The sequence below is a fragment of the Sphingomonas quercus genome (genome assembly GCF_018863195.1).
In the GTDB taxonomy this organism is placed as follows: Bacteria; Pseudomonadota; Alphaproteobacteria; order Sphingomonadales; family Sphingomonadaceae; genus Solisphingomonas; species Solisphingomonas quercus.
In genome coordinates, this window is sequence record NZ_JAHKRT010000003.1 from 349,819 (window position 1) to 364,977 (window position 15,159).

Sequence of the window (15,159 nt, forward strand, 5' to 3'; positions counted from 1 at the left end):
GCCTCCTCTAGGGTCGACGCGGATGCGATGGTCTCGGCGGCGAGGGCACCCTCTCCGCAGCGCCGGTGCGGAGCAGCTCCGCCAAAGCGAATGAAATCGGCTGCCCGGTATTGCGCTCATAATAGAGAAATCCCGGACACGGATTGACCTCGAAACAATACCAATCACCGTTCGGCGTCTCCCGGAGGTCGATGCCGGAGTGCAATAGGCCGAGGTCGCGCGACACGCGCAGGCAGGCTTCGGCTACGGCCGGCGGCAGCTCGGCGGGCTCCATCTCCACTGACGCCCCCTCGCGCCCGGCATAGCGGTAGTCCGTCGCCTCGGAGCGGACGCGCGTCGCGAACAGCTGGTCGCCGACGACATGCACCCGCACGTCGCAGCCGCGGATCAGCGCCTGGAACTGCGCCGGCCCGTTGCGCAGCAAAGCGAGCCGAGGGAGATGGTCTGGCTCCAGCCGCCGCACGATGGAGCGGATGCCGCTCGTCGACTTGTAGATCAGCGCGCCATGCTCGGCCCGGAACGCCTCGACTGCCTCCGGATCATTGGTGACCAGCGTCGGCGGGACGAGAAGCCCGGCGCGGGCGATGAGTAGCAGCTGATGAGGCTTGCTGTTGTTCGACATGCCGCCGCCCATGCGGTTGACCACCGCGCACGGCAGGTCGTCGAGCACGAGCATCAGCGCCGCGTCTGCCTCCTGCTGCAGCTCGCAGGCCTGTGGCTCGGGCAAGCCTGCAGGAAGCTGGCGCCCTTCCGGACCCAGGAACCGGACATAGGCGCCGCTGACCTCCTCGATCCCCATTTGCCAGTCCTGTCCCGACAGATGCCCGCTGCGGCGACCGTCCGCCCAGTTCATGGTCAAGCCATATCCCGCCGGATAGCGCCCGAGGTCCAAGAGCCGATAGGGATAGCCGCAGTCGTCGAGCCGGGCGCAGACCAGCTCGGCCACTTTGTCCGCGATGCCGCCCGCGACGAGAATCATGGCAGCGCCTCCCTCGCCATCCCCGACGCGCGGCCCGTGAGAAGGTCGACCAGCGCCTCGATGATCTCGTCCTGGTTTGTAGCGTCGAAATGCTCGAGCCAGGGCAGCGGATCGACATGGATCACCGCCGGGCCTTCCGGCAGCCGGCCGAGCGCGATCTCGACGAAGGCAAGCTCCGCTAAGTGGGCGAAGTGCATCAGCCGGCCCGACAAGGCGCGCTCCGCAACCGAAGCCTGGCCGCCCCAGACGATCCGCTCACCGACGATGCACAACACGGTCACCGGCCCGTGCGGCTCAGCGAGGCAAACCGGGGCATGCGCCTGGAGTGCTGCGACGCCATCCCAGTCACCGGCGCCAACGAGCCAAGCCTGATTGCGCCTCAGCGACTTGAAGATCGCCCCCGGAGTGTCGCTGGTGTCGAGCCGCCGGCGGAACGCCGCGACGGCCTCGGTGCTGTCGGTTACGACGGTTTCCGGGGTCGGCAAGCCCGAGCCTCGAAGGAGCGGCATCCAATGCAGCAACATCGTCCGTGGTCGGTACCAGGTTTCGGCGTCGAGGCGGTTGATCACCGGGCAATCAAGAGCCGACAGCCACCCTAGCACGGCTGCCTCGGTCTCCGCCTGCATGTAGCTATGGTCGACCGTGCTCCAGCCGGCGGGATCGAGCGCAGCGCGCGCGCGGACGAGCACGCTCTCGACCGGTTCCTCAGGACCATCGCCGATTGCCAGCGAGCTCGACGAGGTCCCATCCGATGCGATGCGCAGCGAATAGCGTGTCGGCGCCCGGAACAGCGCCTCCGTCAGCTGCGCCGCACGGCCCTCTGCGGCCAGCCTCTTCATGACGCCGCGGCAACAGGAGTCGTGCGAATGTCCGAGCACCAGATGCATGTCGATGCAGTCCCGCGACCAGCAGACGCAAGACGCGTCGTGCCGTCAACAGCGAACAATTTTGATAGTCGTTACCCTCTCGCTATGAAGGGCACGCCGATTCACGATCAATAAAATGTCGTCCCGCCGAAGGAGACAGCTCGAATTCAACGAGCACAACGTTCGGCGACTCGATATTGTAATACGTTATTATAAATTTATTCGATGCGGAGCGCAAGTGCCGGCTGCCGGCGTCGTTGTAGACATGGCAGCGGCGGCTCTTTGCGTCCCGTTCGGTGGGCTGGTCAGCCAAGGGGAATCGAGCGAGTCGACCATGCTCCCCTTTGGCGCGCTCTGTAGCAACTGCGCCGGCGTCGCTCGCATCGGCCTTCGCGATCACTGGAGAGCGAAGGCGTAGAAGGCAAGCCATCCCGTCGTCGCCGGCTACGTGCCGATCGCACTTGGTGCGGATGTCGGCATCGACAGGATTCGTAGCCTCGCTGCAGCCCAAGCTGCCCCCGGCTTGCCGGTCTTCGCCTGGAGACAATCCCGGGTGCGGACCTGCCACTCGGCACCAGATCGCCGATCCTCACCTTCACGACGTCACATCCACGTAGGTTGCTGTTGATCGCCAGATCCAACAACGCCCGGTCGCGCAGCCGCCGGTGCCTCGAGCCTGTGAACCGGCTCGAGGAAGGGGCCCGGATCGGCAAGGCGGGGACCCTGGCGGCCCAGCTCACCCGGCTCGCCGTGGTCGTGCTCGATGAGCTTGGTTACCTGCCGTTCGCCCGCTCCGGCGGCCAACTGCTGTTCCACCTCGTAAGCAAGCTCGACGAGCGCACCTCGGTGACCATCACCACCAACCTGACGTTCGGCGATCCCAAGATGACCACCGCCATGCTCGACGGGCTCACCCACCACTGCGACATCATCGAGACCGGCACCGACAGCTTGCGCCTCAAGCATCGCAGCTGACCGTCAGGCAGTCGATCAGAACGCTTCGCGCTGGTCGCGCCTCCGGTCGGGGTACGCCCGCCCTGCGCCGCAACCAGCGCGAACGCAGCGTTCGTCACCGTCATCCAACAATCGAAAGGGGGGGCCCTGTTCGACGCCGATATGGGGTCCCGGTTAGACGCCTATTTATAGCTCTTGCCATCAATACTCGTAGTGGCGCTGAAGCCTTTCTGCGTTACAAGCTCGCTGATCGCCGTCAGCGGCGATCGCTTCGGATACTTCGGCTCGCGCTCGCTGAAGTTCGCGGATGGAAGAACCGAAAGCACGATTAACCGGCCGGCTTCCGATACCGTTCTTTTACAGTCTGGCTGGCCAGGCGCCCCGAGCGGGCGTTGTCGAAGTTGCTGAGGGTCTGCTTCTGCAACTCTTCGCACGGCCGAGGATTCGCAGGAGGCGGTCGGAATATCCGCGCTCAGTTCCTGAGCTCGATCGCAGCGCAAGGTTGAAACTCAATCGGGCGAGCGTGGCGCTATCGCCACTTTCGGTGGGAGAGCGAACAGACCGAGGAATCGTTCGGCGACCGCACGGTTCCCACAGGAGCGCAGGTCGCCGGCGCTTTGCGCATCCGCAAGCGTCCGTCCGCCGAACAGCACCGGCAGGAAGACGCCCGGGGATCCCTCCAGCGTCGCGTCGGAGGCCTCTGGCGTGCCGCGCCCGACGTTAAGCGCGCCACCGGTAAGGCGCGCGCCATAATCCTCGCCATCGAGCCGGAGCGCCAATGTCCCGCTGAACCCGGCCGCGCGCTCGGGCACCAGCAGCATCTTGAACATCAGCATCAGCGAGACCGCTGAGAAGTTCAGTAACGGATTGTGCGTGACAGAGCGCAACGCCCAACGCGCCAGCGCAAACACCACCGGCTCGCATTCCTTCCCCCATGGAGTGAGCGCATAGACCTGTGCATTGGCGGGCGGCGGCAGGCGCAGCCGCTCGATGATCCCGGCCTCCTCCAGCGCGGCCAAGCGCTGCGTCAGCACATTGGCGCTGAGGCCGGGCAGGCCGCCGCGCAGCTCGCCGAAGCGGCGCGGGCCTAACAGTAATTCCCGCACGATCAGCAGCGACCAGCGCTCCCCGATCAGCTCCATTCCTAAGGCCGCGCCGCACGCGTCATCATACCAGCGCCGCGATTTAGCTCTGGGTTCGGTAGTTATCTTTTCTAACACCATGGTTGCCTTTTGTAACCAGCTAGGGCACCCATCGCAAGTTCCGATTCGAAAGGAGGGCTGCGGTGCCCCGGATGATCTTCGTGAACCTGCCCGTCGCCGATGTCGCCAGATCGACTGCCTTCTACGAAGCGATCGGCTTCAAAAAAAACCAGCAGTTCAGCAATGAGCAGGCGTCATCAATGATGTGGTCGGACACGATCTTCGTCATGCTGCTGTCCAAGCCGTTCTTCGCGACCTTCACAAGCAAGGAGATCGCTGACGCCCACGCGGTCACCACCGGCCACTTCGCCTTGTCGTTCGACAGCCGCGGCGACGTCGATGCGATATCCGAGGCCGCCGTCGCCGCCGGCGGCAAGGAACTGCATGGACCTGAGGACATGGGCTTTATGTACAGCCGCGCGTTCGAGGATCTCGACGGGCACGCTTTCGGCCCGTTCTGGATGGACCCGGCCATCGCCGAGCAGGGGCCGCCCGAGCATCAACCGATCGCGAACTGACGCCGATCGTCATGGTCCCGATACCATGGAACCGAGGGGGGAGAGAGACATGAGCCGCCCAACCATCACGGCGTTCGACTGGGTTCCGCCCTTCGCGCGGGGCCAGGTGCGCGATCTGCGCGTCCGCTGGGCGCTCGAGGAAGTCGGCCAGCGTTATGATGTCCACTATCTCCGGCCGGGCGAGCAGAAGGAATGCGCGCATCGCGAACGCCAGCCCTTCGGCCAGGTGCCGACCTACGAGGAGGAGGGTCTGACCCTGTTCGAATCCGGCGCGATCGTGCAGTATGTCGCCGAACGCTACGGGACGCTGCTGCCCGACGATCCCGCAGAACGGGCGCGGGCGACCGAATGGATGTACGCCGCGATCAACTCGGTCGAACCCTCAATCATGGACCTCTCGTTCGTGACCGTGTTCGAGCGCGACAAGCCGTGGTCCGAAATGCGCCGCCCGGCAGTCGAGGAGCGCGTCCATGGGCGCCTCGCCGATCTTTCCCAGCGGCTCGGCGACAGGATCTGGCTTGACGGCGATACTTTCACCGCAGGCGACCTGCTGATGGTCAGTGTGCTGCGCATCCTGATCGATCAGGGTTATGTCGAGACCTATCCGAGCCTGACCGCCTACATGCATCGCGGCATCAATCGCCCCGCCTTTCAGAGGGCGCTGGCCGATCAGTTAGCGGGATTCACCGGTGGGACGCCCGAATGGTATCCCGCTTGGGCGGCGAAGCAGAAGCAGGGACAGCAGGCATGACGTACTTCCAGGTTTTCCTGGTACCAGCGCATGCCGACGCGACGGCGGAATAGCTCGCCATGGCCAGGACCGCTGCCGAGGTATTCAAGAGTCATGGTGACCTCGGCGTGGTCGGACGCTGGGCGGACGAAGTGGTCGAGGGAAAGGTGACCGATTTCTGGCGCGCGATCTTCGGCGGCTTCACCCCGATCCTCAATACGAGTGTCTAGCCGCGTTGCCGGGCGCTCTCTCCACTGGACGAATGCGCTGGCATCGACTGGAACGCGCTTCCCCGCGCGTTCTTCACAGGAGGAGAGTAGCGATGCCCAGCCCCCAAGGCACACCGATCTGGTATGAACTGCTAACTTATAATCATGACGCGTCCAAAGCGTTCTACGACCACGTCATCGGCTGGACGCTGGGCGGCAAGCCTGATGGCCCGATGAATTACCACATGATCCAGACCGCCGACGGGTCGATGGTGGGAGGCGTGATGCAACTCACCGACGAGATGAAGGCGGGCGGCGCGAAGTCCACCTGGCTGTTCTATGTCGGCGTCGATGATGTCGATGCCTCATACGAGAAGATCCTCGGGAAGGGCGGCGCCTCGCTGATGGCGCCGTTCGACATTCCCAATGCGGGCCGCGCTGCGTTCGTCACTGATCCGCAGGGCAACCCCTTCTACATCATGCGCGGCAACGGCCCGGAGAACAGCACAGCGTTCGAGCGGTTCGGCATGGGCGAGTGCAACTGGAACGAACTGACCACCACCGACCAGGCGGCGGGCAACGCGTTCCACGCCGACGTGTTCGGCTGGACCTATCCCGACAAGATGGCGATGCCGGGCGACATGGGCGACTATGTCTTCATCGACGTAGCCAGCCAGCGGATTGGGGCGACGATGAAGGCCGCGTCCGGCGCCCCCACCGGCTGGCGCTTCTATTTTCGCACTCCCGATATCGAGGCGACCGCGAAGAAGGTCGCCGAAGCCGGCGGCAATCTGATGATGGGGCCGCACAAGGTTCCAGGTGGCGACCGCATCATCGTCGCGACCGACCATCAAGGCGTCGTGTTCGGTGCGGTCGGGCCGGGCAGATAGTCCGGCCAACAAGCAAGCACGTTTCTCGGGAGAGAGAGAATGAGTGAAAAACTGATCACCTGCCTGTGGTTCGATCATGGCCAGGCGCGCGCAGCGGCCGAATTCTATGCCGCCACGTTCCCCGACAGCTATGTCGGCAAGCCGATGGCGGCGGCGTCCGATTATCCAGACAGCGGGGCCGACAATGAGATCACGGTCGAATTCACCGTCCTTGGCCGTGCTTTTGTCGGCTTGAACGGTGGCGACATGTTCAAGGCCACCGGGGCGGTCAGCTTCATGGTGCTGACCAACGATCAGGAAGAGACCGATCGCTATTGGAGCGCGATCGTCGGCAATGGCGGCCAGGAAAGCATGTGCGGCTGGTGCAAGGACCGCTGGGGCTTCTCGTGGCAGATTACGCCCCGCGCCCTGCTCGCAGCGAACAGCGATCCCGACAAGGCGGCGGCGAAGCGGTCGTTCGAAGCGATGATGACGATGAAGAGGATCGATATCGCTCAAATTGAAGCGGCACGCCGCGGGGAGATGAGCGATCCGTAAGATTACCGGTGCCCTCTCCCTATCACTGGATAGCGGGATGCGGGCACCGGGCGCGCCATGCGAGGACTATACTGAGGCCTCGACGAAGGCGGCGAGAAGGTCGGCTTGGGCGATCACGGCGTATTCGGCGCGATCGGGTCAATCTTTCTGGCGACATGTCCTCTTGTTCGAGCGGCGGCGCGCTGCCGGTCGAAAGCCTGTTCCCTGAAGCGATCACCAGCGCGCGCGAGGACGAGCTCGATTAAGGCATAAAGGAAGGCAATCGGTAATGGAACTCTTCGGACACCCTTTCTCGTCCTACACCTGGAAGGCGCTGATACCGCTCTACGAGAACGGCACGAACTTTACCTTCCGGAATGTCGATCCAAGCGAGCCCGGCAATTACACCGAACTCGCCAGGCGCTGGCCGCTCGCCAAGTTCCCGTTGCTGGTCGACGGCGATCGGCAGATTTTCGAAACCAGCGCGATCATCGACTATCTTGAAGTCTTCCATCCCGGCGCCGCGCGGATGATCCCTTCTGATCCGTGGGATGCGGTAAAGGTCCGTCAACTCGACCGCGTGCTCGACAATTACGTGATGAACGTCGCGCAGGTGCTCGTCTCCAATGCGATGCGTCCCGACGAGCATCGCGATACGTTCGGGCTCGGTCAGGCGAAAGATAATCTCGACAAGATTTATTCCTGGCTCGATAGCCATCTGGCGGGGCGCCGATGGGCCGTAGGCGATACGTTTACGCTCGCTGACTGCGCCGCGGCACCGGCCCTCTTCTACAGTGATTGGGCCCATCCGATTCTTGCCACGCACGCCAATCTGAAAGCCTATCGCGCGCGCCTGCTCGCCCGGCCTTCGGTCAAACGCTGCGTCGAGGACGCGCGTCCGTATCGCCGTTACTTCCCGCTCGGAGCGCCCGACCGCGATTGAGACGGAGCCCAGCGTCTCCGCAGCAAGAGGAACGCGGGACCTCATCGTTCTCAAGGTCGGTTCGTAAATGCGATCCGCCGGCATGCGCTGATTTGATAGGACAGACAACTTTGCTGACGCGCTCTATGAGTTGGCACTGGGGTTCAGCTACACGCTGGCGAATCTATAGCGATTCAGCCTGTGATCGAAGGATGGCCGGAGCCGCAATGCCATCCATCAGGATCTCCCAGAGGATGAGGCCGGAGGCATCGGTGACAACCACGCTCCAGGGCCTGCTTCCCCAAAACCCCTCGGGGGCGTCCTTCATCATCTGGCCGCAGGTTTCGATGGCCTGTCGCCGTGCCTCGATGTGATTCGGGAGGTCCATGCCCTCTAGATCTGTTCTGCGGGACTCGGTCTGTGTGTGAAAGTAATAGTGCGGCATCGTTGGCGCTCCGGTCGCATGGGGCTGGAGCAAGCGCAAACTCCATCACCGGGGCCCGAGGTCTAGGGCGGTGAGGTACATCAACGGACGGGCTGAGTCATTCGATCCCCGGCGCGGGTCGATCATCTGACGGCGGTAGCAGCCCGGAGCCTAGCGCCCCTGCCGTCCACCAATGAGCGCCATCGTTGAGTTCGCCGACCGCCTAGTCAACTTCAAGACCAGCCGGGGCACGGGCAACGACCGAGGGTCGCGTCATCCGTCAGCAGGTCATGCGAACGTTGCACCGAGGCCCGCTAATCGTCCTGCCGCAGGACAGCCTCGACACGGGCTCGCCCGGCAATCCGCACGTCAGCGGCGCGGGACAGGCGGGCTCCACGCTGGTCCTAGCCGGCTTCTCATCCGGCTATGCTATCCCGGCCGGCCGGCCCTTCAGCCTGATCCAGGGCGGGCGCCGCTAGTCTACACGGTCAACGCTGACGCCATAGCGGACTTCTCCGCCGACGCCACGATCAGCATCACGCCCATGCTGCGCACCTCGCCTCCGAATAGTGCGATGGAGGGGTTCCAGAAGCCCTATCTCCAAGGCACCGTCGTCGGCGACGTGAACTGGGTCTACACGCCCGGCCGGTCGCAGAGCCAGACCCTGCCGGTTGGAAGCGGCGTGACAGCCCCCCCCGGCGCTCGGCAACGCGCTCTCCGGCCCCTCGCGCCGGTGGCTGCGGTGGTGGGCGATGTGCTCATGGCTGATGGCGACCCAGGCACCGGCGCGCTGCAGGTCGCGCTGGGGAATGGCCGCGTGTTTGGGTATCACGTCGATGCCAAGGGCGCATGCGTGCTGCAGCCGGTGGCTTATGTGGCAGGGTGGAGGGTCGCGATTGCGGCCTAGCCCGCCATCATAGGCCGGCCTCTCCGGCGCAGTCGATGCGCACAATCTTTTGTTCTGTCTCGAAGACGACAAAAACGTTCGGGTCGCTGGTCGCATCAACGTGGTACCCGTTGATGAGCGCCCACCGCTTCCCGCCGTGCAGCCTCTCAGTCGAGCCATCCAAGCCTCGATGCTCGATGATCTCGCTTAGCTCCCGCACTCGGAGCATCTCGCCGGTCCTCTCGATCCTCGCGATAAACTCATCGGTCACGTCTTCCATATTGCGCCTTCATATCGGGTTTTTGGTGTGTCAGGACGACCGGAAACCCGGCGGCGGCAGTCCATCCTGCGTATGGTCCTGGCGGGAGATGACGAGCCTTGCGCCCTCGAAGCAGGTCAGCCTCGAGGTAGTATAGCCGGCGGCCGGCCGTCGGGAGCCCTCTAACGCACCCGCTCGTAGAGATCCGTGACCCAAAGCCCGATCGCACCGGGCCCTCAGGAAACTTGGGTTCGAGCGACCTCAAGCCAGGGGAAAAGATCTCGCTTCGCCGTGCCGCCTTGCTGCCATCTCGGCGGCTTCGTTATGCACTCGCGCGTAGACGCCACGCTCGCCGCCATCGATAATTTCCGCATTAGGGTCGTCAGCGGCAAGCCGGGTCAGCAGCACTTGCGCCTCCTGCGCCGTTGCCGTGATCGGTACTAACTTCGGATATTCGGGCCGTTCTACCCTGGTTCGATCATTCCATCTCATGCCGTCATCCTTTGGTTCCTGCCCCCGGTTCTGACGCGGGTTTGCCGTCCGACGCTCCGGGCAGCCGCTGATCTGGAATGCCGCGGAACGACGCCATCCTCGTGTGGGACACGCTGCGGACCGCAATCACTGAAGAACGTTGCTATCGATCCAATTTAGCCGCGAGGCACTAATGTGGATTTTCTTTCCTCATCCGCAAAGTCCGATCTCGCCTCATAGTTCTCCGCAATGAACAGATGGATATCTCTCACCTCCGGACTGCTGGCGGCGGCGGCAAGGTTTCGCTCTTCGCCTGCCCTTCTGCGGTAGTAAGCGCGATCGAAACCACTAAACATGCCGAGTCTCCCTGCTCACCCCCCTATATATGGGTGCGAATGCGCTAAATACATCGGGCTCCAGGGCTTCGTGGCCCTTTATCCGAGGCCGGCACCGGCTTGGGCTGACGGCGGTAACTGCATATCCCCGGGAACCATAGCGTGGCGGCATGGCCAAGGCACTGCGGACAGCGGCAATCGTGTTGGGCGCCGGCTGCGCCGGTTGCCAGCGGCGTGCGGCGCAGCCGGCGCCCTCGCTGGCGCCTTTGCCCTCAGCAGGGGCGTGTCGTCGCCAGCGCTTCCCTTGCCTCAACGATCGGAGTGGGCATTGGCGGTCTCATGGCAGCATCCTCGCTGCTGACATTCGCCGCCCCAGCCGTCGCCCCCAAGCCCTCCAATGCCGCCATCGGTAGCCAAGAGCGCTTCACGCTCATGCGCGGGCAGTCGAGCAAGCGAAGGGACTCGCTGAGGTAAAGAACCGCAGAACTTCATCCAAGGCCGCGCCGAACTCGGAGGCGAACTCTGACGCCAAGGGCGCCGCCCGGCCACGATGACAAGCTGGTGGCGGTGCTTCGCCGCGCAGTTGGAGCTAGGGCAGGCCACGATGGTGGGCGCCGCTGGATGTCGCGGGCAATGCGGCCAGGCGTCAGGCGTCGATCATCCTCGCAACCAAGGAGTACGCAATTTCCCGAGGCTTTTTGAAGCGATCGGACTGTTTTATATCGTCAGGGGCGGAAGAGATCGGCCAAAGCTACGTTGCCGACAAGAGAAACCGCGAGCCCATTCCAAAGCCACGATTTTAGCGGGCTCGGATGATCGGAGAGAGCGTGGGTTGCGGGCTGTCTCGTCGACAGAGCTTGACGCTTCGGTGAAGTCGGTCGAGCTCGTCCGACCAATATTGCATCATCATGACCCGCTCGCTCCAATATTCCCCGCGCGTACGGGCGCAGCGCACGCCATTGGTCTCGATGTGCGCAAGCGGGCGTTCGATCGCGTCCGGGTGGAACTGCCCGCTCTCGTTGAGTAGCGTGGCTGCCATGGCCCGGAAGCCGTGCGCGCTCATCTCTGCCTGCTGGAACTCCGAGCACGCGAAGCGCCGCCTTGACGGTCTCCTCCGACATCGGCCGCCGATCCGTTCGGACAAGGGAAAGCAGTATCGGCCCTGCCGGTCAGCTCCCAGAGCTCCTCGAGCAGGCTGGTCACCTTCGTCGAGAACGGAACCGGTGCGCGCGGCGCTCGCGGCGGCGTTTTCTTCGATCATATGGAGTCCTGTTACGCGTTGTCGGCGCGGTACGGTCCATCGATGACGGGATCGACAGCCAGCCACCCCAGCGAACAAGCTGATAATCCTTTCGCGCGCCCGCCCGTCGGATAATCAGTGAAAGCTATCTCGTAGCCTGCGCCAGGCAGCTTACATTCTGGAACTAAAACCGATGGATGACGACGTCTACATCCACCATGCCCATGCGCAGCGATTAAGCATCAGCTCGCATTCGCGCGCCGCCCTCCGAAATTTGGTCTGAGCAGACTGACGCCATTGCGAAGCCGATCAAGCTCGTCCGACCAGAACTGCATCATGGTCGCCCGCTCCTCCCAATACTCCCCTCGGGCGTAGGCGCGTCGTACGCCATCATTCTCCATATGCGCCAGCTGCCGCTCGATGGCGTCGGGATTGAATCGGCCGGCCTCGTTCAGGAGAGTTGCCGCCATGGCCCGGAAGCCGTGGGCGGTCATCTCCTCCTGACCGAACCCGAGCACACGCAGAGCGGCCGTCACGGTGTTCTCGGACATTGGTCGCCGGCCGGTGCGGAACGATGGAAAGCAATAGCGGCCCGTTCCTGTGAGATCCCAAAGCTCCTCGAACAGGGCCACGACCTGCGTGGAGAGCGGTACGCGGTGCGGCCGCCTCATCTTCATCTTCTCCGCCGGGATACTCCAGACCGACCGGTCAAAATCGAATTCAGCCCACTCGGCCTGGCGCAGCTCGCCGGGCCGGACAAACAGATGCGCGGAGAGCCGCAACGCATAGAGCGTGATCGCGTGACCGCCATAGGTCTCGATCGCGCGCATCAGGTCGCCGGCACGCTTCTCCGTGGTGATCGCGGCAAGGTGTTTGGGTTTGGGCACGGTAAGTGCGCCGCGCAGGTCGCCCGTCGGGTCCCGCTCGGCCCGCGCGGTCGCGACGGCATAGCGGAACACGCGGCCAAGGACGCTGCGCATCCGGCGCGCGCTCTCGTAGCGACCGGTTGCCTCGACCGACCGCAAGACCGTCAACACCTCAGGGGTGGTGATCTTGGCAATCGGCCGGCTGCCAATCCTAGGATACGCCTTGTCCAGCAGCCATCGGATCTTGCTGAGCGTTACCTCGGCCATCCTCTCCCGCTCGTTCTTGGCGATCCATTCCATGGCCACGGCGCGGAAGGTGTCGTCTTCCTCGATCCGCGCCTTGGCGCGGGCGACCTTCTGCTCGTGCGATGGATCGAGACCCGCGGCGAGCAACTTGCGAGCCTCGTCGCGCTTGCTCCGTGCATCGGCTAGCCCGACGTCCGGCCATGCGCCTAGGGATAGCGTTCGATGCTTGCCGTGGCAGACGTAGTTCAGGCGCCAGAGCTTCGACCCGTTCGGTCGGATGAGGAGATAAAGGCCAGCGCTGTCGGAAAGCTTGTAGTCCCTGCCAGCCGGCCGTGCGGCGGCGACAGTGGTCGCAAAGAGGGTGCCCACGGAAGGTATCTCCTCCAGAAGGGCGGGAGAACGATACCTCTCAGGATACCTCATTTGTTCCCGATTGGTGCCATATCCGCCCGGATTTAGCTGGACGATGATAGCACAAGAAAGAGCTGATTTCAGCCATTTCCGGGACGTTCTCGGACGTCCCCGGAAGAACAAATGGTGCCCAGAAGAGGACTCGAACCTCCACGGCCTTGCGACCGCCAGCACCTGAAGCTGGTGCGTCTACCAATTCCGCCATCTGGGCACGGGGTAGGCGGCGGCCTTTAGAGTGGACCCGCGCGGCTTGTCAACCGAGGCATTGTCATCGAGGCCAAGGGCGGGCATTGGCGGAGCGTGGCGCGGCGGGCGCGACCATGGCAGGGATGAGCATGATGGCCGGTTTGGTGACGGTTTTCGGCGGTGGCGGCTTTCTCGGGCGCTATGTCGCGCAGGAGCTGCTGCGGCGGCGCGCACGGGTGCGGATCGCCGAGCGCCGCCCGCGCGACGCATGGTTCATCAAGCCGCTGGGCGCGCTCGGCCAGACCGAGTTCGTCGCCGCCGACGTGCGCCGCCGCGAAGGCGTGATCCGCGCGGTGGACGGCTCGGACGCGGTGATCAACCTGGTCGGCATCCTCTCCGGCGATTTCCAGGCGCTCCACGTCGACGGCGCGCGCCATGTCGCGGAGGCGGCCGCGATCGCGCAGGCCGGCGCCCTGGTCCATGTCTCGGCGATCGGCGCCGATCGCGAATCGCCCTCCGCCTATGGCCGCTCCAAGGGCGAGGGCGAGGCCGCGGTGCGCGCTGCCTTCCCCGGCGCCACGATCGTGCGCCCCTCCGTTCTGTTCGGGCAGGAGGATGATTTCGTGAATCGCTTCGCCCGGATGGCATCGACCATGCCGCTGGTGCCGGTGATCCGCGGCGGCACGCGCTTCCAGCCGGCCTGGGTGAAGGACGTCGCCGTGGCCATCGCCGAGGCCGCGCTCAATCCGGGCGCTTATGCCGGGAGGACGTACGAGCTGGGCGGGCCCGAGGTGCTGTCGATGGCGGCGCTCAACCGGTGGGTGGCCGAGGCGATCGGACGCCATCCGCGCGTCACCGAGCTGCCCGACAGCCTCGGCGCGCTGATGGCGCGGTTCGGCTTCCTGCCCGGCGCGCCGGTGACGTGGGAACAATGGCAGATGCTGCAGCAGGACAATGTCGTCGCCGCCGGCGCGGAGGGTTTCGCGGCATTCGGCATCCAGCCCTCGCCGCTCGCCGCCGTGGCGCCGCAATGGCTGGTCAAATATCGCCGCCACGGCCGCTTCGGCCAAGATCTCGCCGCCTGATTTGCCGGTGATGTCCCTGTCGATCATCCTGCTCCTCGGCCTGGTCGAGGGGCTGACCGAGTTCATCCCGGTCTCGTCCACTGGCCATCTGATCCTGGCCGGCGCGCTGCTCGGCTTTCAGGGCGGCGCCTCGGCGACGTTCGATATCGTCATCCAGCTCGGCGCGATCCTGGCGGTGGTGGTGGTCTATTGGCGCCGCTTCCTCGATGCCGGGCTCGGCCTCATCCGCGGCGAGGCGCAGGGCGTCGCCTTCGTGCGCAACGTCGCGCTCGGCTTCCTGCCGGTGCTGGTGATCGGCGCCATCGCCTATCCGCTGATCAAGGCCATGCTGGAATCGCCGCTGGTGGTGGCGATCGCGCTGATCGTCGGGGGCTTCGCGATCCTGTTCATCGAGCGCGTCGCCGTCCGCCACACGGTCCATAGCGTCGAGGCGATGAGCTGGCGCACCGCGATCGGCGTCGGGCTGGTGCAATGCCTGTCGATGATCCCCGGGATCAGCCGTTCGGGGGCGACGATCATGGGGGCATTGTCGATGGGCGTCGATCGCAAGACGGCGGCCGAGTACAGCTTCTTCCTTGCCATTCCCGTGATGCTCGCCGCCTCCGCCAAGGAATTGTGGGAGCAGCGCCACGCGCTCGCCGGCAGCCAGTGGAATGCCATCGGCATCGGCTTTGTGGTGTCGTTCGTGGTGGCGCTGGTGGTGATCCGCTGGTTCGTGGCGCTGGTTTCGCGCCACGGGTTCGCACCCTTCGCCTGGTATCGAATCGCCGTGGGCAGCATTGCCCTCGTCGCGCTGCTCGCTCGGTAAAGGACCGCAACGGACCTATTTTTTCCCGGCAAATTCGGTGCCGCAATGCTCAAAGTGGCGAACTCCCGGGAAAGTAGGTCAGCATCTATGTCCTATAGGCCGAAAAGTGCGTGACTTCGCCCTTCGCCTATGCTTTCGCATGGGTGAAGGAGCGCG

17 protein-coding genes, 1 tRNA gene and 1 pseudogene are annotated in these 15,159 nt (G+C 64.4%); 10 read left to right on the forward strand and 9 right to left on the reverse strand.

From position 1 onward, the window contains the following. Positions 1-7: 7 nt before the first annotated feature. Both KOF26_RS07445 and KOF26_RS07450 read right to left on the reverse strand, forming a co-directional pair. A complete protein-coding gene (locus KOF26_RS07445) occupies positions 8-979 on the reverse strand; it encodes an ATP-grasp domain-containing protein (RefSeq protein ID WP_216322611.1) in 972 nt (323 codons plus the stop codon). Beyond that, positions 976-1,818, reverse strand: coding sequence for an ATP-grasp domain-containing protein (locus tag KOF26_RS07450; RefSeq protein ID WP_216322613.1), 843 nt, complete (start codon positions 1,816-1,818; stop codon positions 976-978). Before KOF26_RS07450 ends, KOF26_RS07445 begins: the two co-directional genes overlap by 4 nt. Positions 1,819-2,490: 672 nt before the next feature. On the opposite strand from KOF26_RS07450, the pseudogene KOF26_RS07455 reads away from it, so the two are divergent. Next, positions 2,491-2,820, forward strand: a pseudogene (locus KOF26_RS07455) (ATP-binding protein); the annotation flags it as partial. Between the two features lie 488 nt (positions 2,821-3,308). On the opposite strand, the gene KOF26_RS07460 reads toward KOF26_RS07455, so the two are convergent. Beyond that, entirely contained in the window at positions 3,309-3,941 is a 633-nt protein-coding gene (locus KOF26_RS07460) for a winged helix-turn-helix transcriptional regulator (RefSeq protein ID WP_253201221.1), read from the reverse strand. 152 nt (positions 3,942-4,093) lie between these two features. On the opposite strand from KOF26_RS07460, the gene KOF26_RS07465 reads away from it, so the two are divergent. The 6 genes from KOF26_RS07465 to KOF26_RS07490 all read left to right on the forward strand — a co-directional run bounded on the left by KOF26_RS07465 (position 4,094) and on the right by KOF26_RS07490 (position 7,807). Then, positions 4,094-4,519 (forward strand): VOC family protein, encoded by a 426-nt coding sequence (locus tag KOF26_RS07465; protein WP_253201264.1) that lies wholly within the window; start codon positions 4,094-4,096, stop codon positions 4,517-4,519. Between the two features lie 49 nt (positions 4,520-4,568). After that, positions 4,569-5,270: a glutathione S-transferase family protein gene (locus KOF26_RS07470; RefSeq protein WP_216322621.1), complete on the forward strand. Its 702-nt coding sequence runs from the start codon at positions 4,569-4,571 to the stop codon at positions 5,268-5,270. Positions 5,271-5,329: 59 nt separating this feature from the next. Beyond that, complete coding sequence (locus KOF26_RS07475) at positions 5,330-5,479, forward strand: DUF1428 family protein (protein WP_216322625.1); 150 nt, start codon at positions 5,330-5,332, stop codon at positions 5,477-5,479. Positions 5,480-5,511: 32 nt separating this feature from the next. Beyond that, positions 5,512-6,348, forward strand: a complete 837-nt coding sequence (locus KOF26_RS07480; RefSeq protein ID WP_253201222.1) for a VOC family protein — start codon at positions 5,512-5,514, stop codon at positions 6,346-6,348. A gap of 39 nt (positions 6,349-6,387) precedes the next feature. Continuing rightward, positions 6,388-6,885 carry a VOC family protein gene (locus tag KOF26_RS07485; protein WP_216322627.1) on the forward strand — a complete coding sequence of 166 codons (498 nt, stop codon included), beginning with the start codon at positions 6,388-6,390 and terminating at the stop codon, positions 6,883-6,885. Positions 6,886-7,153: 268 nt separating this feature from the next. After that, positions 7,154-7,807 carry a glutathione S-transferase family protein gene (locus tag KOF26_RS07490; protein WP_216322629.1) on the forward strand — a complete coding sequence of 218 codons (654 nt, stop codon included), beginning with the start codon at positions 7,154-7,156 and terminating at the stop codon, positions 7,805-7,807. A gap of 163 nt (positions 7,808-7,970) precedes the next feature. On the opposite strand, the gene KOF26_RS07495 is transcribed toward KOF26_RS07490, so the two are convergent. Beyond that, positions 7,971-8,231: a DUF6894 family protein gene (locus KOF26_RS07495; RefSeq protein ID WP_216322631.1), complete on the reverse strand. Its 261-nt coding sequence runs from the start codon at positions 8,229-8,231 to the stop codon at positions 7,971-7,973. Positions 8,232-8,754: 523 nt separating this feature from the next. On the opposite strand from KOF26_RS07495, the gene KOF26_RS07500 reads away from it, so the two are divergent. Beyond that, positions 8,755-9,117 carry a hypothetical protein gene (locus KOF26_RS07500; protein WP_216322633.1) on the forward strand — a complete coding sequence of 121 codons (363 nt, stop codon included), beginning with the start codon at positions 8,755-8,757 and terminating at the stop codon, positions 9,115-9,117. A 7-nt stretch (positions 9,118-9,124) separates the two neighbouring features. On the opposite strand, the gene KOF26_RS07505 is transcribed toward KOF26_RS07500, so the two are convergent. The 5 genes from KOF26_RS07505 to KOF26_RS07525 form a co-directional block, all read right to left on the reverse strand. Continuing rightward, complete coding sequence (locus tag KOF26_RS07505; RefSeq protein WP_216322635.1) at positions 9,125-9,376, reverse strand: hypothetical protein; 252 nt, start codon at positions 9,374-9,376, stop codon at positions 9,125-9,127. Between the two features lie 240 nt (positions 9,377-9,616). After that, positions 9,617-9,847 carry a hypothetical protein gene (locus KOF26_RS07510; protein ID WP_216322637.1) on the reverse strand — a complete coding sequence of 77 codons (231 nt, stop codon included), beginning with the start codon at positions 9,845-9,847 and terminating at the stop codon, positions 9,617-9,619. 1,113 nt (positions 9,848-10,960) lie between these two features. After that, the gene (locus KOF26_RS07515; RefSeq protein WP_435876840.1) at positions 10,961-11,422 is read right to left on the reverse strand and encodes a hypothetical protein; all 462 of its coding nucleotides are present in this window, start codon (positions 11,420-11,422) and stop codon (positions 10,961-10,963) included. A gap of 221 nt (positions 11,423-11,643) precedes the next feature. After that, the gene (locus KOF26_RS07520; RefSeq protein WP_363182041.1) at positions 11,644-12,882 is read right to left on the reverse strand and encodes a tyrosine-type recombinase/integrase; all 1,239 of its coding nucleotides are present in this window, start codon (positions 12,880-12,882) and stop codon (positions 11,644-11,646) included. Between the two features lie 166 nt (positions 12,883-13,048). Next, positions 13,049-13,135 (reverse strand) — tRNA-Leu (locus KOF26_RS07525). 124 nt (positions 13,136-13,259) lie between these two features. Here KOF26_RS07525 and KOF26_RS07530 point away from each other — a divergent pair. Together KOF26_RS07530 and KOF26_RS07535 are read left to right on the forward strand one after the other, a co-directional pair. Beyond that, positions 13,260-14,195 carry a complex I NDUFA9 subunit family protein gene (locus KOF26_RS07530; RefSeq protein ID WP_216322641.1) on the forward strand — a complete coding sequence of 312 codons (936 nt, stop codon included), beginning with the start codon at positions 13,260-13,262 and terminating at the stop codon, positions 14,193-14,195. A gap of 10 nt (positions 14,196-14,205) precedes the next feature. After that, positions 14,206-15,003, forward strand: a complete 798-nt coding sequence (locus KOF26_RS07535; protein WP_216322643.1) for an undecaprenyl-diphosphate phosphatase — start codon at positions 14,206-14,208, stop codon at positions 15,001-15,003. Positions 15,004-15,159 lie beyond the last annotated feature (156 nt).

What these genes read in the sequence shown, in the direction of transcription:
- KOF26_RS07450 (WP_216322613.1), bottom strand. Translation starts at nt 1,818, where the DNA reads ATGAAGAGGCTGGCCGCAGAGGGCCGTGCGGCGCAGCTGACGGAGGCG.
- KOF26_RS07510 (WP_216322637.1), bottom strand. Translation starts at nt 9,847, where the DNA reads ATGAGATGGAATGATCGAACCAGGGTAGAACGGCCCGAATATCCGAAG.
- KOF26_RS07515 (WP_435876840.1), bottom strand. Translation starts at nt 11,422, where the DNA reads ATGATCGAAGAAAACGCCGCCGCGAGCGCCGCGCGCACCGGTTCCGTT.
- KOF26_RS07445 (WP_216322611.1), bottom strand. Translation starts at nt 979, where the DNA reads ATGATTCTCGTCGCGGGCGGCATCGCGGACAAAGTGGCCGAGCTGGTC.
- KOF26_RS07535 (WP_216322643.1), top strand. Translation starts at nt 14,206, where the DNA reads ATGTCCCTGTCGATCATCCTGCTCCTCGGCCTGGTCGAGGGGCTGACC.
- KOF26_RS07460 (WP_253201221.1), bottom strand. Translation starts at nt 3,941, where the DNA reads ATGGAGCTGATCGGGGAGCGCTGGTCGCTGCTGATCGTGCGGGAATTA.
- KOF26_RS07500 (WP_216322633.1), top strand. Translation starts at nt 8,755, where the DNA reads ATGCTGCGCACCTCGCCTCCGAATAGTGCGATGGAGGGGTTCCAGAAG.
- KOF26_RS07480 (WP_253201222.1), top strand. Translation starts at nt 5,512, where the DNA reads ATGCGCTGGCATCGACTGGAACGCGCTTCCCCGCGCGTTCTTCACAGG.
- KOF26_RS07530 (WP_216322641.1), top strand. Translation starts at nt 13,260, where the DNA reads ATGATGGCCGGTTTGGTGACGGTTTTCGGCGGTGGCGGCTTTCTCGGG.
- KOF26_RS07465 (WP_253201264.1), top strand. Translation starts at nt 4,094, where the DNA reads ATGATCTTCGTGAACCTGCCCGTCGCCGATGTCGCCAGATCGACTGCC.
- KOF26_RS07475 (WP_216322625.1), top strand. Translation starts at nt 5,330, where the DNA reads ATGGCCAGGACCGCTGCCGAGGTATTCAAGAGTCATGGTGACCTCGGC.
- KOF26_RS07490 (WP_216322629.1), top strand. Translation starts at nt 7,154, where the DNA reads ATGGAACTCTTCGGACACCCTTTCTCGTCCTACACCTGGAAGGCGCTG.
- KOF26_RS07485 (WP_216322627.1), top strand. Translation starts at nt 6,388, where the DNA reads ATGAGTGAAAAACTGATCACCTGCCTGTGGTTCGATCATGGCCAGGCG.
- KOF26_RS07470 (WP_216322621.1), top strand. Translation starts at nt 4,569, where the DNA reads ATGAGCCGCCCAACCATCACGGCGTTCGACTGGGTTCCGCCCTTCGCG.
- KOF26_RS07495 (WP_216322631.1), bottom strand. Translation starts at nt 8,231, where the DNA reads ATGCCGCACTATTACTTTCACACACAGACCGAGTCCCGCAGAACAGAT.
- KOF26_RS07505 (WP_216322635.1), bottom strand. Translation starts at nt 9,376, where the DNA reads ATGGAAGACGTGACCGATGAGTTTATCGCGAGGATCGAGAGGACCGGC.